Here is a 22,708-nt window from a genome sequence, read left to right as displayed (position 1 = left end):
TATTAAAATTAAAGCGGATATTTTATATCTTATTTTTAAATAGTCAAAATTTCGTTTGCGATAAGCTCTAGATCATCGGTGATCTTGTATAAATTTATATCTTCTTTTTTTATCGTTTTTTGGCTAACTAGCGTATTTTTTATAAACTCATCAAGCCCTTGCCAAAACTCGCTTCCAAAAAGAAAAATTTTCACTTTTTTACTACCAACTTGAGCGAGTACTAAAATTTCAAATAGTTCATCAAGCGTACCAAAACCGCCAGGAAAGACGACAAATGCGACTGAACTATCGGTGAGTGCAAATTTTCTTGGGCTTAAATTCGAAAAAAGATATTTTGCAGTAACGTAAGGATTTGTATTTTGTTCAAACGGTAGCCTTACGTTTAGTGCGACACTTGGAGACTTTGCGCTATCAAATGCACCCTTGTTTGCAGCTCTCATTATGCCATCTCCGCCTCCGGTCAAGATAGCATATCCTAGCTCATTTAGCTTGTAGGCTAGCTCGTAAGCCTTTTTGCAGTAAAAATTATTTTCCTCAAATCTAGCCGAGCCAAAGAAGGTTACATTCTTATTTTTATATTTTAAGACACTTGGAAATTTTAAAAGATCATTAACCAGTTGTTCATTGTTCATTATTTTAACTGCTGAAGCCTCTCGCGTTTTGTGCCTATCTGCGTGATCTGGATGCCAAAGTTTCCGTCTATTATCACCACTTCGCCAAGTGCTATAACCTTATCGCCGATTAAAATTTCAAGCGGATCATTTGCTAGCTGATTTAGCTCAATAACAGAACCAATATCCATACTAAGAACATCTTTTAAGAGCATTCTTTTTGAGCCGATACGAACACGAATAGGCAGTCTAACGTCCATTATAAGCCCGATATTTCTCATCTCTTCAGCACTAAATTCACCCTTAGCTGCATGAGGAGTGTTTACAGGTGCAGCTGGCGCTTCGACCTTTGTAGGATCAAAAAATTTCATCAGAGAATGGTCGCAAGCAAAACCAATATGCTCACTTAAATCTTCGATTTTGACATTAAATAAAAATAGTTTTTCATAAACACTAAAATCAAGCGAAGAATTTTCATCTAAAAAATTTACATTTACTACTTCAAAATTTATCTTTGGCATACCCTTTTGAGCACCCAAAGATGTGCTAAAGGCACTAAAAAGGTTTGAAAATATCTCCTTAGCTGCGTCAAGCTCATCATTTCCTAAATTTTCATTTCTAGAAATTTCTTCTTCACCCATCATCCATTCGCTGACAGCGCTTATTAATACTGGCGTGCATACAACCTCTGCTTTAGCATTAATATCTCCGCTTAAAGCAACGCTAGCCATTACCGCTGGAGGCTTTATGCCGTTTTGTGTTGGTGCATCAAATTCGTTTCTCTCACCAACTTCTGGAGCTCTACCTGTAAGCCCTTCGATAGTAGCTTTTATTTCATTAGAAAATATATTAAAAAAATCATTCATCATCTTCGTCACTCTCTTCTTCTTCCATATTGCGTTCGTTGGCTTCATAGGCCATTAGTTTTGCTTTTCTCTCTTCTTCATATTTTTCTAGGATGTTTTTGATCTCATCTTTATCGGAGCGTATTAACTGCTCAATTTTTATAGATTTTCTAAATCTATGAAGTCCGACCTCAGCCAAGAAAACTTCTTTTTTATCGATACAAACAATCGCCTTATCATCAGCTCCTCTATCAAGCCTTAAAATATCGCCTTCTTTTAAATTTAAAAACTCATTTACGCTAATGATCGATTTGCCAAGTATAGCTTCATATAAAATTTCTGCCCGTCCGATAAGTGTTTTTAACTCTTTGTTTCTACTTTTTTTTGCACTTGTTTCACCAAGCATAATGTCTCTGTTTGCAAGGCGTGAGAGTATCGGTTCAAGGTAGATAACTGGATAGCATAAATTTATCATACCGCTTGAGCCACCAACTATGATCTCCATAACGACCATAATGACAATCTCATTTTGAGATACAATCTGCACGACGTTTGGACTGCTCTCTTTGGCTTCCACATTTGGGTACATATCAGTTATCATCGACCAGCTCTCTTTTAGACGCTGCATGATCATTCTAAGCACCGCATCAAGCAAATTTACTTCAATGTCGGTTAGCTCTCTATTTGCCTCGAAATTTTCACCAGTTCCGCCAAGCAAACGATCTATCATCGGAAAGGCAATACTTGGATTTATCTCTAAAACACAGTTTCCATCAAGTGGCTTTATGGAAAAGACGTTAAAGCTAGTTGGGCTTGGCAAGCTCATCAGAAATTCGCCATAAGTCATTTGATCAACACTGTGAAGTCTGATCTCGACAATACTTCTCATCACACTAGAAATTTGACTAGCTAAATTTCTAGCAAGCTTATCATGGATGCCTTTTATCGCGCGAAGTTGCTCTTTACTAACACGGTTTGGACGCTTAAAATCATAAATAATGATCTGCTTTTGTTCGCCCTGCGATCTCTCTTCAACCTCGATGTTACTCGTATCGCCGTCTTCATCGACAACTTCAAGTAGCGCGTCTATCTCTTCTTGACTTAAAATATCAGCCATTAAACCCCCAAACTACGCCTGATACGATCAAGCAAACGTTTATGAATTTGTGAAATTCTACTCTCGCTGATATTCATGATCTGGCTTATCTCTTTTAAATTTAGCTCTTCATAATAATAAAGCTGAACCAACATCTGATCTCTTTCGTCAAAATCTTTTAAAGCTTCTTCTATTTTTAGAATAAGATCTTCTCTTTCAATGCTCTTTTCGACATCGCTTTGACCAATTAGCTCCATTTGCTCGTCTATTGGCAAAATAGTTATGATACCGCTAACACCTCTTGCATCTCTTATCTTTTCAATATCTTCATTTAACTTATCAGCCAAATACTCATCACTTGGTTCTTCTTCATGCTCATTGAAATAGTTATCTATCTCACTATTTATACTCTTTACTAACTTTCTATCACTCCTACTAACAACATCAAGCGTCCTTAGATAATCAAGCATAGATCCATAAATTCTCTTCTTACCATACCCCCAAAAAGAGTCATTTTGCTCTTTGTCATACTTCCTACTAAGCTTTATCATCTCTTCAACGCCAATACTTATCAGATCATTTGCATCTATACTTGATGGCAAACGCTCTTTTAGCCTAAATGCCATTGCACGCAATGCTGGCATGTATTTTAAGACAATCTCGTCTTGTTCTTTTTTTATCGTATTTTTATAAGCGTTAAGCTGCTTTTGCTTTAGTTCGTGCATTTCGCTTACCAGAATCAAAATTTTCAGTGGCCATTTTTACCATGATATTTTCCATACGTTTTTCCCTAGTATTTAGCTCAGAGATGAGATAGTCTGCGATCTCCTCGTGCCTTTGCTTATCAAAAATTTTATTCAAAGCTCTTTTTACATCAATGTAATTCATGATAACAATGTGAATTATAAGGTAAAAAAACAAGGTGATAACTAGCGTATAAATAAGCATTTCGACAGGCTCACTCACCTTTAGCAAGGTAAAAACTATACCCACAAAAAAACCACAAACCGTAAAAAATGCTATAAAATTTTCTGCACGCAAAGCTCAATCTCCATTAAAATTGTTCTATCAAACGCTTAAAGAAGCCCCCAAAGCTCCTGCTTTGCTCATCTTTAAGCACTTTTCGTTCCAACCTATAAAGCAAATTCGAAGCTATCTGCTTGATCTGTACACTAGGATCAGCATATGGAGCGTCATCTGTAAAGAGCGTCCTTTGCTTTATGCTCCTTGCTACACTTCTATCAGAAGCTACGTAGCCTACAAGATCTAAATTTAAGCTGGGTCCGATATTTGCGTTAGCCACTCGCTTTATATTTTCATAAATTCTAGTCGCCTCAGCCTCATTTTTTACCATATTTAACAATAAAAGCTCACTACTTTTAAACCTTGAAACGATCTTTATAACAGCGTACGCATCGGTTATCGCTGCAGGATCTGGCACAGTCACCACCACGACCTCATCGGCTGCTTCTAAAAAGAGCTGCGTACTGCCGCCTATTCCAGCACCAGTATCTATGATCAAAAAGTCTAGCTCATCAAGCTCGCTCGCCTCGTCTAAAAATCTTTCAAATAAAAATTGATTGTTAAATTTCAAAATTTCATCACCACTTTCACCAGGGATGAGGATCAAATTTTTATTTATAGGTATCAAGATATCTTTTAAATTGCACTCACCTTTTAACACGTGAAGCAGGTTTTTACCCATTTTGACGTTTAAAATGACATCTAAATTTGCAAGGCCAATATCAGCATCAAATAGCCCTACTTTATAGCCATTTTGCGACAAAACATTTGCCAAATTTGCACTTATCGTGCTCTTACCAACACCGCCCTTGCCACTCGTAATCGCTATAAAATGTGTATTTTTGCTCTTATTTTGAGACTGGACTAAATTTTGTAGTTTTTGTGCTTGGTTATTCATCGCCAGCCCTTTGCTTTATAAAGCCATCAAATACGCACTCCACTAAAAATTCGCTCTTCGCCTCGACCAGATCATCAGGCACCTCTTGCCCCACGCTAAAGTAGCTAACAGGCGTGTTTGTCTCGTATATCAGTGAAAAGACGTTACCAAAAATTTTTGTTTCATCAAATTTTGTGATTATGAGCGTGTCGATATCTAAAAATGAAAATCCATTATAAATTTCCATAAGGTCTTCGACTTTTGAGCCAGCTGAAAGGACTAAATTTACATCAATCTTTGCACCACTGTGCTTTAAAAATTTATCAAGCCTTTCAAGTTTTTCTTTGTCGTATTGCGAATTTCCTGTCGTGTCTATCAGGATAACATCACAGTAGTTAAGCTGTTTTATGGCATTTTTAAAGTCCTCGACCTCTATCACGTCAAGGATCGGTAGCTTCATCATCTTTGCATATTGAAATAGTTGCTCAACCGCTCCGATACGGTACGTATCAAGAGTGATGATGCCTGTTTTGTAACGCTTTTCGTTACCGTAAGCAAAACGAGCCGCGAGCTTTGCAAGAGTCGTCGTCTTACCAACTCCAGTTGGGCCAACTAGCATCATGATACGCTGTTTTTTGTCGCTTAGCTCTTTTCTGCAAGGTAGCATATTTCGCAAAAGCGAGTAGAAGTACCTTTTTACCGCAGTTGGGTTACTCTTCATAGAAACTGGCAAATTTTCAAGCGTAGTTTGCATGATCGCTTCTAAATGCTCTTCTTTCATACCACTTTGTTTTGCGAGCTTGTAGATACTAGCAAATTCTGGCGGGATCGATAGATTATTGCGATTTGGAGCTTTTTCGTCCCAGATCATGTCGGTTATGAGCCCTATCTTTTCACTTAGCACGCTTACTTGCTTTGCTACGTCGTCTATTTTTTTATTCATGCCATTTGTATTTGGCTCTTTGATCTCGTTCATATCGACATTTGCAATTGTACTTATCTCTTTTGCAGCAGCCGAGATATTTAAAAGCACGCTCTCATTTGGATCGTAAGGCTCAGGCGACGTCGTCTTTGCCTCAAATTTAGCGGGCTCCTCTTTTATCTCAAATTTTGGTTTTGGAGGCTCATAGTTTTTACTAAATTTTGAGTAAGCGTTTTCGTAGTTTATGGCTTTTGCATTAGGCTTTGGTGGTTGTTTAACATCGTCTTCTTCAACACTTACTAAAATTTCATAAAGTGGCTTTTTGTTTATCGTTTTGGCTTGAATTTGCTTTGTTGTAACAAGTATGGCCTTCTCGCCGCACGCTTCTTGAGCCTTTTTCAAAGCCTCGATGGTGCTCTCACCTGCAAAAGTATGAAATTTTGTAGCCATTTATATCCTTTAACCTCTCATAAGCCCTAGTGGCACGATCACGCTAAGCCTCTTATCAGCCCCTGGATGTGGAACGATAAGGCGCGGCGTCTTATAGACTTTTTTACTAAAATACAAAATATCCAGATCAAGCGTGCGTGGTGCATTTTTAAATGTCCTCACGCGCTTAAATTTACTCTCATAATGCCTTAAAATTTTTAGTAAATTTCTAGGCCCCAGAGATGTTTGTAAATTTATAACAGCGTTACTAAAATCAGCCTGTGCCTCGTAGCCAAACGCCGCATTTATAAGGATCGGCGAGACTTCCACCACGTAAAATCTGCTATCACTTGTAATCGCTCTTATAAATCTATCAAACCTCTTTGCACTATCGCCGATATTGCCACCCATACCAACTAGCGCCTCGTACTTAAACTCATCTCTTTTATGAAAAAAACTAGGGCAAAAACGGCTTTTTACAATCTTTCTTGCTCCAGCTAGCCTCATAAAATTTCGCACCCACCTTCTCTTGCAACTACCACGTCCTCGATGCGTACGCCAAATTCATTTTCTAGATAAATTCCAGGCTCCACACTAAAGACCATGCCCTCTTTTATGAGCGTTTCACTCCTTGCTGAGATGACTGGAAGCTCGTGTATATCGACGCCCACGCCGTGTCCTGTCGAGTGAAAAAAGGCCTTTTCATATCCAGCCTTTGCTATCACATTTCTTGCTGCAAGATCTATCTCACACGCCCTCACGCCAGCTCTTGCGACCTTTATCGCAGCAGCCTGAGCCTCCTTTACGATCTCGTAAATTTCTTGCATTTTGGCGTTTGCAAATTTCTGCTCTTTTGAGAAGTTAAAATTTTTATCAAAGTAAGCAGTTCTGGTGCGATCAGAGCAGTAACGCTTAAATTTAACCCCAGCGTCAAGTAGCAACAAATCGCCTCTTTTTAAAATTTTATCCCCAGGTAGCGCATGCGCCTTTGCGGCATTTTCATTTATCGCCACGATCGGATCAAAGCTAAGACCTAGCTCGTTTTTTTGCCTAAAAATGAGCAAAGCGTTAAAATGAAGCTCTTTTTCGCTCATCCCTTCGCCATTTTCACGGACAAATTTAGCAAATTCGTCAAAGCATTTTGCTCCAAATTCGCTAGCCTTTTTTAAAATTTTTATCTCATCCTCGCTCTTGCAAATTCTCTTTAGCCTAGAGAAATTTGCCTTTGGCTTGAAATTTATCTTAAAACCCTTGCTAAGCGCATTATACTCGCTTAAGCTTAGCTCATCAGAGTTAAAAACGAGGCTTTTTGGTTTCATCTTTCTTAAAAATGCCCGCACCTCGCTTATTAAATTTCTCTGCGCTAAAAGAACGACCACGCCAGCATTTACGCAGCTTTTTGCCTCGAAGTAATACCTCGCGTCCGTGAAAAAGTATTTCACGCCATCAAGGCATAGCAAAAACTCGTTGTCGCAGCTATAACCACACTCATAAAATACGGCGTTTTCGTCCTTTAAGATGAAATTCATTGTGCGTTTTGATTTGCTCTTACTGCTTTTATCTGCTCAAAAATTTGAAGCATACCTATCATTGCTAAATGATAGCCAACTGGTCCAAAGCCCACGATCTGGCCTGCTGCAACTGGCGCGATAAGGCTTTTGTGGCGGAATTCTTCTCTTCTATAAACGTTGCTGATATGCACCTCGATAACCGGTAAAGCGACCGCACTTAGTGCATCACGGATAGCTATTGATGTGTGAGTGTAAGCGGCTGGGTTTATGATGATGCCATCAGAATCGCCCAAGCACTCTTGGATCTTATCAACTAGCTCGCCCTCAAGGTTGCTTTGAAAAAACTCGATCTCGACGTCATTTTGATCGGCGACAATCTTCATTTGAGAGTGGATGTCCTCCATCTTCATAACGCCGTAAATTCCTGGCTCTCTAGCACCAAGCATGTTGATATTTGGGCCTTGGATAACCATTATTTTTAGCTTCTTATCCATGTCACTCCTTTTTGATTAAATAGCCTAAATTATACATTTTCGTTCCTAAATTTTCGCTACAATAACAAAAATTTAAGGCCAAAAATGGAAATTCTAAAAGCAAAAAAGATTATCACTGGCGGAGAAAATCCAAAAATTTTAAGAAATTTCTGTGTCGTCATTGAGGACGATAAAATTTTAGAAATTTTAAACGAAAAAGAGGCGCAAAAGAAATTTAAAGAGGCGAAAATTTGCGACTTTGGTGACAGCGTGATCGCCCCGGCCTTCGTAAATACGCACGTTCATTTAGAGTTTAGTTCAAATGTCAGCACCCTAAAATATGGCGACTTTATAAAGTGGCTTGGCTCTATTATCGATAAAGGCGGCGAGCTAGCCAAAATGGACGCCAAAAAAGCAATGAGCGGGGCTATAAATTCTCTACTAAAAAGCGGAGTTTGCACCATTGGCGAGATATCTAGCTTTGGCTCGGATCTTGAAATTTTAGCCGCTAGCCCGCTAAAAGTCGTGCTTTTTAGTGAAATTTTAGGCTCAAACGAGCAGATGTGCGAACAAAATTTGCAAAATTTCTTAGCCAAATTTGAAAAGACAAAGGGCTATAAAAGTAAAAATTTCACCCCAGCTATCTCACTGCACTCGCCCTACTCTGTGCACCCGAGACTCGCCAAAGCTACCCTTGAGATCGCCAAAAAAGATGATTTGCTTGTTAGTACGCACTTTTTAGAGAGCAAGGCTGAAAAGCAGTGGTTGGAGCGTGGCACCGGAGGGTTTAAAAAACATCTTTTAAGATTTAGCCCGGATCCAAAGCCGATGTATAGCTCGGAGGGCTATTTTGCGATGTTTCGTGAGATAAATACGCTATTTACGCACTGCGTTTATGTGAGTGATTTTGCCAAATTTAAGCCTCATCACAGCGTTACACACTGTGCCGTTTCAAACAGGCTACTTGGCAAAAAGGCGCTAAATTTAAAAGAAATTTTCAAAAATAACGTCAGTCTAAACATCGGCACAGACGGCCTTAGCTCAAATATCAGCCTAAATTTTTGGCATGAACTAAGAGCTGCTCTATTTACCCACGCTAGCCTTGATCTAAACGAGCTTGCCACTAGGCTTTTTGTCGCTGCAACACATGGAGGCGCAAAGGCACTTAGGACAAATAACGGCGAGATAAAAGCAGGACGCGCGGCTGATCTTGCCGTCTATAACGACCTAGAGTGCGATGACAGCGAGCTAATATTACAGCTCATACTTCACACAAACGAAGCTAAAAAACTATATATCGGAGGCAAAATTTGCAAATTTTAAGGCTTATTTTTAGAGGAATTTTTGGAATTTTTAAATTTATCAACAACTACTTTAAGGCGCTCATATTTCTGCTTATTTTATTTTTCGTATTTGCGCCAAGTGGCAAGATAAAAGAGCCAAATTTAGCCCGTATAGACATCGTCGGCACAATACTTGACACAAGTGAGATCTTAGAGTCGCTAGAAAAAGCAAGGCTTGATAACAACATCAAAGGCGTGCTACTCTACATCGACAGCCCAGGCGGCTCACTAAGTCCCAGTGTAGAGCTTGCTATGGCGGTCAAGAGGCTAAAGGAGAGCAAAAAAGTGCTCGCTTACGCAGCTGGCAACATGGCAAGTGGCAGCTACTACGCTGGCGTAAATGCCGATACTATTGTCGCAAATCCAGGAGCTTTCATAGGCTCGATCGGCGTCATCATGCAAGGGGCAAACATCGAAAATTTAGCCAAAAATCTAGGCGTGAGCGAGCAGGTGGTAAAGGCTGGCGAGTTTAAAGAGGCTGGCACCTTTATGAGGAGCTGGAGCAAGCAGGAGCGTGAGAGCCTGCAAGGGCTTGTAAATGACGCTTATATGCTCTTTGTAAGCGACGTTGCGGCAGCTAGAAATTTGGATGTAAATAAAAAAGACGAGTGGGCAAACGCAAGGGTCTTTTTAGCTCACAATGCCCTTAAAATGGGCCTAATTGATAGCCTTGGTAACTACTTTGACGCTCAAGATACTCTAGCACACCTAAGCATGGTAGATGAGCCTATCTGGCAAGAAAAACCAGCTATTGAAAAAATAATGGATAAATTTACAAAGCAAGGCATAAACTCGCTTTTTAGTGCATTTTTTGAGACAAAGATTAAATAGCTTATTGCCAAAAATTTTTAGCTATATTTTTTAGCTTAAACTCGTAAAGTAGATTTGCAATTTTATCTGTTGATTTGATGTCCAGCCCAAGATCATCTGCTAATATTTTGTAATAAATTTGCGGATTAGATCTTAGATCGATGGGCGGTGATTTTGAACTTTTGGATAGCTTTTTGCCATCTTTTAAAAGTAGCTTATGATGAATAAAAGTAGCCTCTGAGAAGTTAAATTTTAGCCTTTTTGCAAGGTATCTTTGAGCTAGTGTGCAAGGCAGCAGATCTTCCCCTCTAATAACCAAATTTACGCCCATATCCTCGTCATCTATCACGCTTGCAAAGTTGTAAGCTGGCGTAAAATCTTTTTTATAAATCACAAAATCGCCCATTTGCGCTGATACAGCTTTGCCAAGATCATCGTTTTCATCAATGCTTAGCCTAATGGTGGTTTTATCTTTTATAAATTTAAGATTTTTATCTTTGCATATTTTGGTGTAAATGCCGTTTTTATAGGCACCCTTTGTAGTCCTTGAACATTCACAGATATAAATTTCATCTAGTTTTTCAAGTACATCTTCATATCTTTTAGCTCTTACTTTGAAGCTAAAATTTTGCTCAAAATCACTCGTGCAAGTAGGCCCTTTATCGCATTCAAGCCCCAAAAATTCTAAAACATCAAAGATATTTTGAACGAACTCGCGCCGGTATCTACTAAGGTCATAGTCATCAATACGTAAGTGTAAAATGCCACTTACTGAATGTGCCAAAAGATAAGTTAGGATGAAGTTATAAGCGTTACCAGCATGTAAAAATCCGCTTGGTGTAGGAGCGATACGAGAGACTATGCCACCATCTGGTGGCAAATAGTCATTAATCCCTTGGTCTAGCCTCATTTACTCTTAAAGTACGTCCGCCTAGCTCTTTTTCATTTAATGCATCTATGGCTCTTTGTCCCTCATTTGCATCGTCCATTTCAACAAAGCCAAAGCCTTTTGAGCGGTCAGTTTCTCTATCTTTTACTATTTTTGCTCGCTTTACTTCACCAAATTGTGCAAAAGCTTCCTTCAATTCTGCCTCTGTCGTTCTATACGACAAATTTCCTACATAAATATTCACAGGAGTGTTCCTTAAAAAAATTACCGATTTATTCGGTTAGTGTGATAATAGCTAATTTTCGTCAAAATGATGTCAAAAAGCAAAAATTTATTACAAATTTTTAAAAAATATCCTTAAAAGATACAAATTACAACACTGCGGTGTTTTAGTCTATTACACTAAATAAAATTTATTCTTAAGTTTAAATATAATAATTAAATAAAAAATTATATTTTTTTTATAAACTATTTATAAAGTAAATCATTCTTTACTTTAAGATAGACTTCATCGCCAAGTAAATTTTTAACTATAAAAAGCGCAAATTCCATTGAAAATGCAGGACCCTTTCCTGTGATGATGTTTTGATCTTTTAGCACGTTTTTATCGCTCACGTAGCCTCTTTTGTCGCTTCTTACATTTTCTTCAAATCCTGGGTAGCAAACAAAACGGTCTTTGAGTACGCCAGCACCCTCAAGCACCATAGGAGCAGCACAAATAGCACAAATAAGCTTATTGCCTTTATCAAAATTTCGCAAAATTTCTTTAAGTCTTGCGTCATTTGCTAGGTTGCTAGCTCCTGGGAGTCCGCCAGGAAGGATGATCGCATCATAGTCTAGCTCTCTCATTTCACGAAGCGTCACATCGGCTTTTACGTATATATTGTGACATCCCTTGATATTTGCATCATTTAGCCCGACAATAGAAGCTATCGCTCCAGCTCTACGCAAAACATCAACAGAAGTTAGTGCCTCTATCTCCTCAAATCCGTCAGCCAAAATCACAGCTATTTTTTTCATGACTTTTCCTTTGAAGTAGTATTGCCTGTTTGTTAAATAAAATTCTATATAATTTTGGCTTATTTCACAAGAAAGGACAGAGCATGCAAGTAAAAATTATTTACTGCAACTCTTGAAACTATCGTCCGGTAGCTTCTCGTGTAGAAGATGAAATAAAAACGAACTTTAGTGATGCAAGAGTTGAACTAGCTATAGGTGATGGTGGAAATTTCATCGTCGAGGTTAATGGAGATGTTATATTTTCTAAGAAAGATCGCATCGGAAACGATGAAGCGAGATTTCCTCACGGTGAAGAGATCACAACTCTTATAAATAAATATCTTAAAGAAAAGTCAGCTTAATGCTAACTAGCGGGGCAAGCAATTGCCTCGTTTTCTGCTCTAAATTTACTCTTTAAAATTTATCTTATCTTTTTTGTATTTTCTAAGTAGTTCATTTATTTGGTTTTCAAATTTTACCCATCTTTCTTCATTGCCATACTTTGTGTAGAGCCTTTTAGCATGAGAGGCTAAAATTTCGCTTTTTTCTTTTATCAAAAGATACTCATAGAACTGATTTATCGCTGCAAGACCATTTTTATCAAGCATTAATTCTATTAAATTTTCCTCCGAGCTATTTTGCTTGAAAAATTTAAAAACAAAGCTAAGATCATTTGCTAAATTTTCATAAATTTTAGCCACGTCACTATCTGGCTCTAGCTCGTAGTATGCAGTAGCTGTATGAGAAATTTCATGTACTCTGGCTCTAAAATGGCACTCATACTCTTTTGGCTTGCTAAGTGCTTCTTTACCAAGAGCAGCCTCTATAAGTGAGCCATAAATGCCACAATTTATATAAAATCTTGTGTGCGCAGAGTCATTCCAGCTACTTTTTTGAAAATTTATAACGTAGATAAAGTTTGAAGTGTTTTTGTAGAAATTTAAGGCGCTCTTGCTAAAGCCATTATCCTTAAATAGCGGCTTTAGCAGAGCAATAAGCTCGTCAAATTTCTCTTTCATAAATTTAACGTGCCAAATTTGCGATTATTTATTTGCGCGCTCGATATACTCGCCACGAACTGTATCCACACGGATGACCTCGCCTTCTAGTACGTGAAATGGTATTTGAACTACCGCGCCGCTCTCAAGAGTAGCTGGCTTTTTGCCGCCTTGTGTATCGCCCTTGAAATTTGGTGGAGTCTCAACTATCTTTAGCTCGACTACTTGAGGTACTTCAACGCCGATCGCATTGCCATTGTGAAATAAAATTTCAACCATCATGCCGTCAATCATCCATTTCTTAGCGTCACCCACATCCTCATCGCTGATCGCAACTTGCTCATAAGTAGCTGTATCCATAAACTGACAAAACTCTCCATCATCATAAAGATACTGCATCTCTTTTTCTTCAAGATGTGGTTGCTCGCACTTATCACCTGCGTGAAAAGTCTTTTCAAGCACCTTTCCATCGATGAAAGATTTGATCCTTGCACGAACAAAAGCTGCACCTTTGCCCGGTTTTACGTGTTGATATTCTACGATTTTATAAGGAACACCGTCGATTTCTATCTTTAATCCCTTTTTTAGATCACCCATTGAATATGAAGCCATTTTTTATCCTTTCAAAATTTATATAACTGCGTATTGAGCCCAAACGCAAGCTTCAAGCGCGTTTAATCTCTCTAGCGTTTCTGTTTTTATATGTTCATCAACTAATATGACAGCAAGTGCCATGCCATGCTCGTCCCTGCCAAGGCGGAAGTCTGCGATGTTTATCTTCTCGTCAGCTAAAATTTTACTGATCTGAGCGATAACGCCTGGTACGTCATGGTTTTTAAAGATGATCATCTTACCTTTTGGCTTGAAGTCAGTCTTAAAGCCGTTGATTGTCACAATGCGTTGCTGATTTTCACCAAATACCGTGCCGCCAACTGTTGCGATGCCTTTTTCGGTCGTTATGCGAACAGTAATTTTATTTTTAAAAATGCTATCACCACCGGCAATGGTTTCTGTCACTATGCCTTTTTCATCGCATAAAAATTTGGCATTTACATAGTTTATCGCATCACCTAGACTCTCTTTTAGTGCACCAACTATGGCAAATGTTAGCAGTGAGTTTGCATATTCGCTGATTTGACCGTGAGTTTCTATGCGGATAGCCTTGATAGCGCTTTTATTGATCTGTGCTGCAAGAAATGCCATCTTGCTAGTAAGCTCGATATAAGGCTCAACAAATGGCGGTAGATCTTCTGTTTTGATCGGTAAATTTAGAGCGTTTGGATAGCTTATGCCACGTGCCGCTGAGATAGCTTGCTCCACTGCCTCAACTGCGATGTTGCGCTGTGACTCAAGGGTATTTGCACCAAGGTGCGGAGTAACACTTACATTGTCTAGATCAAGAAGCGGATGACTTGTCGCTGGCTCTTTTGTAAAGACATCGATGCCAGCAAAAGCTACCTTACCACTTTTTAGCCCTTCATAAAGCGCTTCTTCATTATAAAGACCGCCCCTAGCGCAGTTTATAAGCCTTACGCCATCTTTCATCTTAGCTATCTCTTTTGCACCGATGATGTCAGTGGTCTCTTTGGTTTTTGGAGTATGGATCGTGATGAAGTCACATGCTAGAATGTCATCAAAATTTTTAGTGTAAGTGCCGCCCATATCAATGACTTTAGATGGATCGATATATGGGTCGTATGCGATGATATCCATGCCAAAAGCTTTTGCGCGTGCTGCCACTCTTGAGCCAATATTTCCAAAGCCTATCACGCCAAGCTTTTTCTTAAACAGCTCAACCCCGTACCACTTCTCACGCTTCCAAATTCTATCTAGCTTTAAGTCGTTGTGAGCATACTCGAGCGATCTTGCAGCTGCTAGCATGTGAGCCATGGTTAGTTCGACTGCTGCGATAGTGTTTGCAGTTGGGACGTTCATAGCGATGATACCTCTTCTTGAACAGCCTTCTATATCAACGTTATCCACGCCAACACCGGCTCTAACGATAGCTTTTAGCTTTTTGCCAGAATTTAAAAAGTCCTCATTTACCTCAGTCGAGCTTCTAGTGATCGCCACATCGGCCTCACCTAAAATTTTTAAAAGCTCATCTTTAGGGGTATTAACTGCGTCTATTATATTTATATCTTGCTCTTTTTTTAAAAGCTCAAAACCTATTGGGTGTATCGCGTCGCAAACAATGATAGTTTTCATAATTTTACCTCTCTTACACTTGAGTGGATGTCGTAAACTCTTAGCTGCAGTATGATATTTTGAAGCAACTTTGAGTCTTGAGTATTTAAAAAGATCTGGCTCTTGGCGCCGTCTTTTACAACAGTGAAATCAACCTCGCTATTTCGCAAAGTCTGCATCAAGCAAAACATGGAGTAGATGTCGTTTTTATCTATCATAAGTTCATATGCTGTGATCTTTGGCTTTTCTATCTTAGGTCGGTTGTATTCTATAAAAATTTCATTTACAGGCAATACGTAATCTTTTTTCTTAATAGTTGCCAGCTCGTTGATCCAGTTTTCACTGCCGGCTGTGTTTTTGGTTATATTTTGCTCGTTTGTTATATTGTTTTCTGGGATCTGGCTGAAATTTACGCTTGCAAATTTAACAAGATAAATTCCAACCAAACCCAATATCACAAAGAGCAGAACAACTACTAATAAAAGTGTGCGTCTGCCCATTTATACTAGCGTAATTGTTCTTTTATAATGTCGCCAAGTGTTACTTTGTCGTCGTTGTCGTTGATCTCATTTAACACTTCACGCTCTTTTTGTTTTGCCAAACGGCGTATGCTTAGGCGAATTCTATTTTTCTTCTCATCGATAAATGCTATAGCAGCCTCGATCTCATCGCCGATCTTTAACGTGCTAGCATCTACACTACCTAGATCTTCTTTGCGGATTAGCGCATCGACATTATCGCCAAGCTCAACAAATACGCCAAACTCTTTAATGTCACGGATCGTTCCTTTTACGATGTCGCCTACACTAAATTTATTAGCAAATGCTTGAACTGGACTTTGTTTTAGATCTTTTAGGCTTAGAGAAATTTTTTGCTCAGCGCTGTCGATTTTGATGATCTTTACCTCAAGCTCGTCGCCAGCTTTGAACATATCTTTGCATTTGTCGTTTCTATCCCAAGATGCATCTTCATTGTGCAGCAAGCCCTCAACGCAGCCTACTCTAACAAATGCACCAAAATTTGTGATAGTTGTTACAACGCCTTTTACTATGTCGCCCTCTTTAAATTTAGCTTTAAATTCATCAAATGGCTTTGGAAGTAAATTTTTAAGGCTCACTCTTAAGCGGTGTCCTTTTGCGTCTATTTCGATAACCTCAACATCGATCTCTTGGCCTTCACTGATGTGATCTTTTGGATTTTTGATATTTTTGTCCCATGAAATTTCAGATATATGTAAAAATCCTTCAATATCATTTCCAAGATCGACAAAAGCACCATAAGGCTCGATGTTGCTAACTGTTACTTTTATAGTATCACCAACTTCAAGGCCGTCGCTTATGATCTCTTCCCAAGGATCTGGAGTAGCTGCCTTTATAGATAGAGATAGGTGGCGTTTTTCGTTGTCGTAGCTAATAACTTTAACTAAAACTTTATCGCCTTCTTTGTATAAAGAGCTAGGATTTACTGGGCCTTTGTAGCTTATCTCGCTGTAATGCACAAGCCCATCGACTCCACCAACATCAACAAACATACCATAAGTTGTGATTTTCTTAACTGTACCCTCTATAACATTATCGTTTTCTACTATGCTTGATAGGGCTTCTTTGCGTTTTTTGCGGTCGTCATCTAAAATTTTCTTTCTTGAGACAACGATACTATTTTCTTCTTTATCTACTTTTATAACTCTTACTTTATATGATTTTCCAACTACACCTTCGGCATTTTTGAATCCGCTGTGTGTTCTTGGCAAGAAAAATTCTACGCCATTTGCGTCTTGAGTGATAAAACCACCTTTATTTTTTCCGACTACTTTTACTTCGATTTCATCAGAATTTTCAGGATCGTAAGCTTCGATGAAAGCTTTAACTTTCTCTTTTCTAAGTGCTTTTTTATGCGATACTATAGGTCTTCCATTTCTTGATCCAGTTATAACAACTTTGATCGTATCGCCAACTTTATGCGTCAGGTTTCCGTTTGCGTCAGTGATCTCAGAAAGATTCAAAATGCCTTCTGACTTCTTGCCAACATCGATTAAAACCTCATCACCATTGATACTGACGATCTTTGCGTCACTATCTTCTTCAGTCTTTTTAAAAGACTCCTCTAACATCGCAGCAAAATCAATATCTTCGATATCTTCGTCTTTTGCTTTTCCTAATTGAACACTTTTGTTCACAGCCATCTTGATCCTTTAAATTTTATTATGCCAGTAGAGGCAAATCGGCTTATTATAGTTAATTGTGGCTTTAGCTACTATAAATTTTATACTTTTTTGATTCTATCAACGACTTTTTGTATGATCCAGTCAGGTGTGCTAGCACCCGCACTTATGCCACACAATTTTTTGCCATCAAACCATGATCTTTCGAGCTCTTCTTCGCTTTCTATCAGGTAGCTATCTTCGCAGAAATTTTTAGATATTAGGTAGAGTTGTTTTGTGTTTGAGCTATTTTTTCCGCCGATGATTATCATCACGTCAGCACGCTTTGCTAAATTTTTAGCAGCCTCTTGATTTTCAAATGTCGCGTTGCAGATAGTGTTAAAAACTCGCACCTCTTTTACATGAAGCATGAGGTAGTTTGCGATCTGCATAAATTTCTCAACTTTTCTAGTCGTTTGGCTAACAAGAGCGACCTTTTGCTTAAATTTAATACCCTCTAGCTCGCTCTCTTCAAGCACAACATAGACATTTCCCTTGGCGTATGACTTCACGCCCTTTACCTCAGGGTGGTGTTCGTCGCCATAGATAACCACATCATAACCCTCTTCGCTCATTTTTTCACAAATTTGCTGCGGCTTTGTCACAAATGGACAAGTAGCATCTATCACTTTTATGTCTGTCTTTTTTAGCTCGGCTAGGTCGTTTTTAGTGATGCCATGGGTACGGATGATCGCCTTTTTCTCATCCTTTAGCTCATTTATGCCATCAAGCGTCTTTACATTGTAGTTTTTCTCAAGTCTATTTATCTCTTCATTGTTGTGAATGAGTGGCCCTATAGTTGCCGCATCTCCAGCATTTTCAGCTATCTTTATCGCCCTTTTCACGCCAAAACAAAATCCATAGCTACTAGCAAGCTCAATTTTCAATTTTAGCTCCCATTTTCTTTAAAATTTCAGCAAAATTTGGAAATGAAGTGGCGATAAATTCGCTCTTTTCTATCTGCATGCCACATTTTAGTCCAAGTATGGCAAAGCTCATGGCGATCCTGTGATCTCCGTAGCTATCTATAGTGGCAAATTTAGCCTCAGAGCCATTTATGATAAAACCATCTTCAAGCTCACTAGCATCGACACTGCACTGCTTTAATGCATTTATCGTGACAGCTATCCTATCACTCTCTTTTACACGAAGCTCTTTTGCATTTGTTAGCTTGCTTTGGCCCTTGGCGCAGGCAAATGCAATAGCTAAAGCTGGGGCTTCGTCGATGAGCCACGAGATATTTTCGCTAACCTCTACGCCTTTTAAATTTGGCGAGTATCTAACCTCGATATCACCAATATCTTCGTACTTGCTTGAGGTTTTGTGAAATTTTATCTCAGCGCCCATTTTTTCTAAAATCTTATAAGCTTCGATGCGAGTTTTATTTAGCAAGATATTTTTTAAAACAATATGCGAATTTGGGATGATTAGAGCTGCGACCGCAAAGAAAAATGCCGAGCTTGGATCGTTTGGTACGTCTATATCAAGTGGTGCGAGTGGCGAACTCATCGGCTCTAATGTAATCTCTAGGTCGCCACGTTTTATATCAGCTCCCATGCCTGCAAGCATGTGCTCAGTATGATCTCTACTTAGCTCTGGCTCGCTAAATTTGCAGCCATTTGAATAAAGTGCCGCCAGCAAAAGCGCACTTTTTACCTGAGCTGAGGCGATCTTACTATCAAAACTAAATCTTTCAAATTTCGTCCCTCTTATACAAAGTGGGGCGTTGTTTGCGTTGTTTGCACCATCTATCTTTGCACCCATATCGCTTAGAGGCTTTGCTATCCTTGCCATCGGACGAGAATTTAAATATTTATCACCGCTTAGCACAAAAAATCCATCCTGTGCGGCCAGTAATCCCATAAAAAGCCTCATTGCCGTACCAGAGTTACCACACTCTAAAATTTCACTTGGCTCCTTTATCTTTTGTGGCGGAGTGATCATTATCTCAGAGCCGTTGTCCTCGATCTTTGCACCTAAGAGCTGGACTATCTTTAAAGTATTTAGCGTATCACCCGCTCTTAGGTAGTTTCTAACGCGAGATGGCTTATCGCTTAAAAGCGAAAATATTGCACATCTATGCGAAATGGACTTATCCGCAGCAATATCATCTATGGTTAAATTTAAACTTTTGTCTAATGGGTAAATTTTCATCTTATTCCGATATTTAGTTTATCTTTTAGCTCATTTAAAATTTTATCCATAAGTGCGTTTATATCATCATCTTCAAGTGTTTTTTCCATATCCTGAAATGTAAATTTCAAACTAAGACTGATTGAGCCATTTAGCTTCGCATCTTTATAAATATCAACCGGTAAAAATTCTTTTAGCTCTTTTAAATTTAGTCCTCTTATGCACTCATAAATTCGTCCAGCCTCAAAATTTTCAGGCACAATAAGGCTAAGATCCCTTGTGGTGCTTTGAAACTTAGAATAAGGAGTAGCCAAAATAGGTTCAAATTTAAGCTTGGTAAAATCTATCTCGCAGATATAAGTTCTTGGCAGATCTCTCTTTGCTTCGACTCGCGCATCAACTCTACCGATATAGCCTATCTTTTCATTATTTTGATAGATATGAGCCTGCTCATAAGGGCTAAGATATGAAATTTCGCAGCAAGGTTTGAGCTCAAATTTACCTATGACATTTTGCACCATCGAAGCAAAAGCATAAAAATTTGCGTCCTCACCTTTTGCGCCATTTATCAATGTCGGCTCTTTTAAAAGCCCAGATACAACAAAGCCTAAATTTAGACCTTGACTTGCGTCTTCATCAAAAACTTCTCCAAGTTCAAATAATCTAACTGAGCGTTTAGAATTTTTGATATTTTTTTCACTCGAGCTCAAGAGATGATTGGCAAGAGTTGGTCTAAGCGTATTTAGCTCGTTGTTTATAGGATTTAATATCTTGACCTTGCATGGCTTGAAATTTAGCTCACTGAGCTCATCTTGGCTATCAAATACATAATGCACGCTTTCAAAAAATCCATTATCAGCAGCACTGTGTCTTAAATTTAGAGCATTTTTATAATCAAAATATGTCTTATTTAGCCTATTTTTCTCAGAGAAATTTAACGGCTTTGACGCGATATTATCGATACCTATTATTCTTACTATCTCTTCGCAAATATCATGAGAATTTATGATGTCGTGGCGAAATAACGGCACTTTTACATTAAAGCTCTCTTGCTCGACATTTATGCCGATCTCAAAGCCAAGTTTCTTTAAAATTTTTACTACATCATTTCTGGCGATCTCTTGTCCGATCATGTTTTTAAGCTCAACAAGAGAGATATTTAGGGTTATTGGCTCAATATTTAAAAATAACTGCTGTGCACCAGCAAAAAGATTTAGCCCATCTTTAAAGCCAGCAAGTCTTTTAAACAAATAATCCGCCCCATAAGCCAAATTTGGCTCACTGCCACGTGTCGAGCGATAGACCTGATCGCCTTTTGGTAAATTTTTATTTTCAAAAATAGCTTTTGAAACAACATCTGGCTTGACGTAGCTAGCCTCTACCAAAATCACTTTTGAATCTTCACCAACTCTTGCCTCGTCACTTTGAAATATTCCAGCGGCACCTAAATTTTTACCTCCGCAATAAATCACACATTCGCCATTTTCGCCATTTTTTATGTCAAAAGCTATCTTTTCACTATCATTTGCAAGCTTAGCATGATCATAAGCTCTAAATAAAACACCTGTGCAAAACGTTGCATATTCAAGCAATCTCTCTACTAAATTTGTCTTTTGACACTCTATCAAAGCCAAACGCATGCGAGTTAATAAATTTTCATTTAAACCACTTTTTAACTCAAAAGCCTTATATAAAAACGAACCATTTACCTTCTCTTCTGCTCGGACAGATGCGATCCTACCGATGCCTAGTAAATTTTCACTTTCTTCGCTTTCATGACTCTCTTTCATGCTTAGATCAAGTGCTGTGCAAATTTCTCTTGCAATGCCATGTAAATTTTGGCAATCACCTCTATTTGCTGTGACATCAACTTCGATTATCGTATCTCTAAAGACCTCAAATTCGCTAAGGCTTGTACCAAGTTTTAGCTTACCAATACTTTCATCTAGTGGCAAAATTCCATCATTTATTTTTGGAAGTCCAAGCTCGCTTGAAGAGCAGATCATGCCGCTTGACTCAACACCTCTTAGCTTTGCTTTTTTAATCTCAAGACCATTTGGCATAGTCGTACCAATAAGTGCGACTGGCACGAACTGACCAGCTTCAACATTTTTAGCTCCGCAGACGATCTGAAGTGTCTCTCCGCCAACATCCACCTGACAAACACTTAGCTTATCAGCATCTGGATGTTTTTCTCTACTTTTTATGTAGCCAACTACGATACTCTTTGGTAAATTTATCTCTTTATAACTATCAACCTCTAGGCCAATTGAATTTAGTGTTTTTAAAAGTGTTTCGCCGCTAACCTCACTAAGGTCGATCCATTCACTTAACCAATGCTTTGAAATTATCATTTAAACTGCTCCAACAATCTTAAATCTCCCTCAAAAAGTGACCTCAAATCAGGCACTCTATGAAGCAACATCGCAAACCTTTCAACACCAAGGCCAAAGGCATATCCACTTACATTTTTATAGCCAACTGCTTTAAATACATTTGGGTCAACGACTCCGCATCCAAGCACTTCAAGCCAAGTAGTTTGCTTACAAACCCTGCAACCTTTGCCATGGCAAAATATACAACTAATATCAACCTCCGCACTAGGCTCCGTAAATGGGAAAAAGCTAGGACGAAAACGCACTTGCACATCGCCAAACATATGTTTTAAAAAATCCTCAAGCATTGATTTTAAATTTGCAAAGCTCACCTTTTCAGCATCTTCCACCACAAGACCTTCTACTTGGTGAAACATCGGTGTATGCGTTAAGTCCATATCACGTCTAAAGACTGTGCCAGGAGCTATCATACGAATTGGTGGCTTTTGATTTAGCATAGTTCGCACCTGAACTGGGCTTGTATGCGTCCTTAAAAGCCTAAAATCATCTAAGTAAAATGTATCTTGCATATCTCTTGCTGGGTGATATTTTGGTAAATTTAGGGCTTCAAAGTTATGAAAATCATCTTCGATAAGCGGTCCGGTCTCAAGCGAGAAATTTAGAGTCAAAAAGTACTCTATTATCTTGTCCATAGTAGCCATAACTGGGTGTAGTGCACCACTGGCAACAGGCTCATTAAAAAGCGTAATGTCGACAGCTTCTTTTTTCATCTTGCCATCTATCTCTTGCTCGCTAAGCTCTGCCTTTCTTGCTTCTATTAATGCACCAAGCTCGTCTCTTTGCCTATTTAAATTTGCTGCAAAATCTTTTTTTTCATCCTCGCCAAGCTCTTTAAGCTTTGCAAAACCTTGAGCTAAGATGCCCTTTTTGCCAAAAATTTCAACTCTGACTTTTTCCAAATCATCAAGCGTTGAAATTTCATTTTTGATTTTATTAACGAAATCTTGCAATTTTTTACCTTTGTAA

Annotated in this window: 25 protein-coding genes; 3 read left to right on the top strand and 22 right to left on the bottom strand. The window is 38.6% G+C overall.

What is annotated here, in order from left to right; all coding sequences use genetic code 11:
* Positions 1–35: 35 nt before the first annotated feature.
* Genes ACTTKV_RS01040 through aroQ form a run of 10 tightly spaced genes read right to left on the bottom strand, consistent with a single transcriptional unit; the run spans position 36 to position 7,808 of the window.
* Complete coding sequence (locus ACTTKV_RS01040) at positions 36–632, bottom strand: TIGR00730 family Rossman fold protein (protein ID WP_442548826.1); 597 nt, start codon at positions 630–632, stop codon at positions 36–38.
* Entirely contained in the window at positions 632–1,480 is an 849-nt protein-coding gene (gene fliY, locus ACTTKV_RS01035) for a flagellar motor switch protein FliY (RefSeq protein WP_442548825.1), read from the bottom strand. The genes ACTTKV_RS01040 and fliY overlap by 1 nt, the downstream gene beginning before the upstream one ends.
* Positions 1,470–2,573, bottom strand: a complete 1,104-nt coding sequence (gene fliM / locus ACTTKV_RS01030) for a flagellar motor switch protein FliM (RefSeq protein ID WP_442548824.1) — start codon at positions 2,571–2,573, stop codon at positions 1,470–1,472. Before fliM ends, fliY begins: the two co-directional genes overlap by 11 nt.
* Positions 2,573–3,277 (bottom strand): RNA polymerase sigma factor FliA, encoded by a 705-nt coding sequence (locus ACTTKV_RS01025; RefSeq protein ID WP_442548823.1) that lies wholly within the window; start codon positions 3,275–3,277, stop codon positions 2,573–2,575. Before ACTTKV_RS01025 ends, fliM begins: the two co-directional genes overlap by 1 nt.
* Positions 3,249–3,593 carry a hypothetical protein gene (locus ACTTKV_RS01020; protein WP_442548822.1) on the bottom strand — a complete coding sequence of 115 codons (345 nt, stop codon included), beginning with the start codon at positions 3,591–3,593 and terminating at the stop codon, positions 3,249–3,251. The genes ACTTKV_RS01025 and ACTTKV_RS01020 overlap by 29 nt, the downstream gene beginning before the upstream one ends.
* A gap of 13 nt (positions 3,594–3,606) precedes the next feature.
* The gene (locus ACTTKV_RS01015) at positions 3,607–4,473 is read right to left on the bottom strand and encodes a P-loop NTPase (RefSeq protein WP_442548821.1); all 867 of its coding nucleotides are present in this window, start codon (positions 4,471–4,473) and stop codon (positions 3,607–3,609) included.
* Positions 4,466–5,824, bottom strand: coding sequence for a flagellar biosynthesis protein FlhF (gene flhF / locus ACTTKV_RS01010; RefSeq protein WP_442548820.1), 1,359 nt, complete (start codon positions 5,822–5,824; stop codon positions 4,466–4,468). The genes ACTTKV_RS01015 and flhF overlap by 8 nt, the downstream gene beginning before the upstream one ends.
* Before the next feature lie 9 nt (positions 5,825–5,833).
* Complete coding sequence (gene folK, locus ACTTKV_RS01005; protein WP_442548819.1) at positions 5,834–6,310, bottom strand: 2-amino-4-hydroxy-6-hydroxymethyldihydropteridine diphosphokinase; 477 nt, start codon at positions 6,308–6,310, stop codon at positions 5,834–5,836.
* Positions 6,307–7,332, bottom strand: coding sequence for a M24 family metallopeptidase (locus tag ACTTKV_RS01000; RefSeq protein WP_442548818.1), 1,026 nt, complete (start codon positions 7,330–7,332; stop codon positions 6,307–6,309). Before ACTTKV_RS01000 ends, folK begins: the two co-directional genes overlap by 4 nt.
* A complete protein-coding gene (gene aroQ, locus ACTTKV_RS00995; protein ID WP_442548817.1) occupies positions 7,329–7,808 on the bottom strand; it encodes a type II 3-dehydroquinate dehydratase in 480 nt (159 codons plus the stop codon). The genes ACTTKV_RS01000 and aroQ overlap by 4 nt, the downstream gene beginning before the upstream one ends.
* An 84-nt stretch (positions 7,809–7,892) precedes the next feature.
* On the opposite strand from aroQ, the gene mqnF reads away from it, so the two are divergent.
* Positions 7,893–9,110, top strand: a complete 1,218-nt coding sequence (gene mqnF, locus ACTTKV_RS00990) for an aminofutalosine deaminase family hydrolase (RefSeq protein ID WP_442548816.1) — start codon at positions 7,893–7,895, stop codon at positions 9,108–9,110.
* Positions 9,098–9,961, top strand: a complete 864-nt coding sequence (gene sppA, locus ACTTKV_RS00985) for a signal peptide peptidase SppA (RefSeq protein ID WP_442548815.1) — start codon at positions 9,098–9,100, stop codon at positions 9,959–9,961. The genes mqnF and sppA overlap by 13 nt, the downstream gene beginning before the upstream one ends.
* Position 9,962: 1 nt before the next feature.
* Here the strand turns inward: sppA and ACTTKV_RS00980 are convergent, their stop codons facing one another.
* The 3 genes from ACTTKV_RS00980 to ACTTKV_RS00970 form a co-directional block, all read right to left on the bottom strand.
* Positions 9,963–10,850 (bottom strand): glutamate--tRNA ligase family protein, encoded by an 888-nt coding sequence (locus ACTTKV_RS00980; protein ID WP_442548814.1) that lies wholly within the window; start codon positions 10,848–10,850, stop codon positions 9,963–9,965.
* Positions 10,828–11,073 (bottom strand): RNA recognition motif domain-containing protein, encoded by a 246-nt coding sequence (locus tag ACTTKV_RS00975; protein ID WP_054196268.1) that lies wholly within the window; start codon positions 11,071–11,073, stop codon positions 10,828–10,830. The genes ACTTKV_RS00980 and ACTTKV_RS00975 overlap by 23 nt, the downstream gene beginning before the upstream one ends.
* Positions 11,074–11,297: 224 nt before the next feature.
* Positions 11,298–11,849 (bottom strand): DJ-1 family glyoxalase III, encoded by a 552-nt coding sequence (locus tag ACTTKV_RS00970; RefSeq protein ID WP_442548813.1) that lies wholly within the window; start codon positions 11,847–11,849, stop codon positions 11,298–11,300.
* A gap of 83 nt (positions 11,850–11,932) precedes the next feature.
* On the opposite strand from ACTTKV_RS00970, the gene ACTTKV_RS00965 reads away from it, so the two are divergent.
* On the top strand, positions 11,933–12,190 hold the full coding sequence (locus ACTTKV_RS00965; RefSeq protein ID WP_262367575.1) for a SelT/SelW/SelH family (seleno)protein: 258 nt from the start codon (positions 11,933–11,935) through the stop codon (positions 12,188–12,190).
* A gap of 45 nt (positions 12,191–12,235) precedes the next feature.
* On the opposite strand, the gene ACTTKV_RS00960 is transcribed toward ACTTKV_RS00965, so the two are convergent.
* From ACTTKV_RS00960 to pheS, 9 genes are all read right to left on the bottom strand, one after another.
* Positions 12,236–12,847, bottom strand: coding sequence for a DUF4304 domain-containing protein (locus tag ACTTKV_RS00960; protein WP_442548812.1), 612 nt, complete (start codon positions 12,845–12,847; stop codon positions 12,236–12,238).
* 24 nt (positions 12,848–12,871) lie between these two features.
* Positions 12,872–13,438 (bottom strand): elongation factor P, encoded by a 567-nt coding sequence (gene efp / locus ACTTKV_RS00955; RefSeq protein ID WP_442548811.1) that lies wholly within the window; start codon positions 13,436–13,438, stop codon positions 12,872–12,874.
* A gap of 18 nt (positions 13,439–13,456) precedes the next feature.
* Positions 13,457–15,037, bottom strand: a complete 1,581-nt coding sequence (gene serA / locus ACTTKV_RS00950; RefSeq protein WP_442548851.1) for a phosphoglycerate dehydrogenase — start codon at positions 15,035–15,037, stop codon at positions 13,457–13,459.
* Positions 15,031–15,513 (bottom strand): hypothetical protein, encoded by a 483-nt coding sequence (locus tag ACTTKV_RS00945; RefSeq protein ID WP_442548810.1) that lies wholly within the window; start codon positions 15,511–15,513, stop codon positions 15,031–15,033. Before ACTTKV_RS00945 ends, serA begins: the two co-directional genes overlap by 7 nt.
* Positions 15,514–15,518: 5 nt before the next feature.
* On the bottom strand, positions 15,519–17,195 hold the full coding sequence (locus ACTTKV_RS00940; RefSeq protein WP_442548809.1) for a 30S ribosomal protein S1: 1,677 nt from the start codon (positions 17,193–17,195) through the stop codon (positions 15,519–15,521).
* A gap of 80 nt (positions 17,196–17,275) precedes the next feature.
* Positions 17,276–18,100: a 4-hydroxy-3-methylbut-2-enyl diphosphate reductase gene (locus tag ACTTKV_RS00935; protein WP_442548808.1), complete on the bottom strand. Its 825-nt coding sequence runs from the start codon at positions 18,098–18,100 to the stop codon at positions 17,276–17,278.
* A complete protein-coding gene (aroA, locus tag ACTTKV_RS00930) occupies positions 18,090–19,367 on the bottom strand; it encodes a 3-phosphoshikimate 1-carboxyvinyltransferase (RefSeq protein WP_442548807.1) in 1,278 nt (425 codons plus the stop codon). The genes ACTTKV_RS00935 and aroA overlap by 11 nt, the downstream gene beginning before the upstream one ends.
* Entirely contained in the window at positions 19,364–21,700 is a 2,337-nt protein-coding gene (gene pheT / locus ACTTKV_RS00925) for a phenylalanine--tRNA ligase subunit beta (protein WP_442548806.1), read from the bottom strand. Before pheT ends, aroA begins: the two co-directional genes overlap by 4 nt.
* Positions 21,697–22,692: a phenylalanine--tRNA ligase subunit alpha gene (gene pheS, locus ACTTKV_RS00920; RefSeq protein WP_442548805.1), complete on the bottom strand. Its 996-nt coding sequence runs from the start codon at positions 22,690–22,692 to the stop codon at positions 21,697–21,699. Before pheS ends, pheT begins: the two co-directional genes overlap by 4 nt.
* Positions 22,693–22,708 lie beyond the last annotated feature (16 nt).

This window comes from Campylobacter sp. (genome assembly GCF_052169515.1).
GTDB lineage: Bacteria > Campylobacterota > Campylobacteria > Campylobacterales > Campylobacteraceae > Campylobacter_A.
The sequence above is the reverse complement of the archived record's forward strand: the minus strand, read 5'-3'. Positions and strand labels throughout refer to the sequence as shown.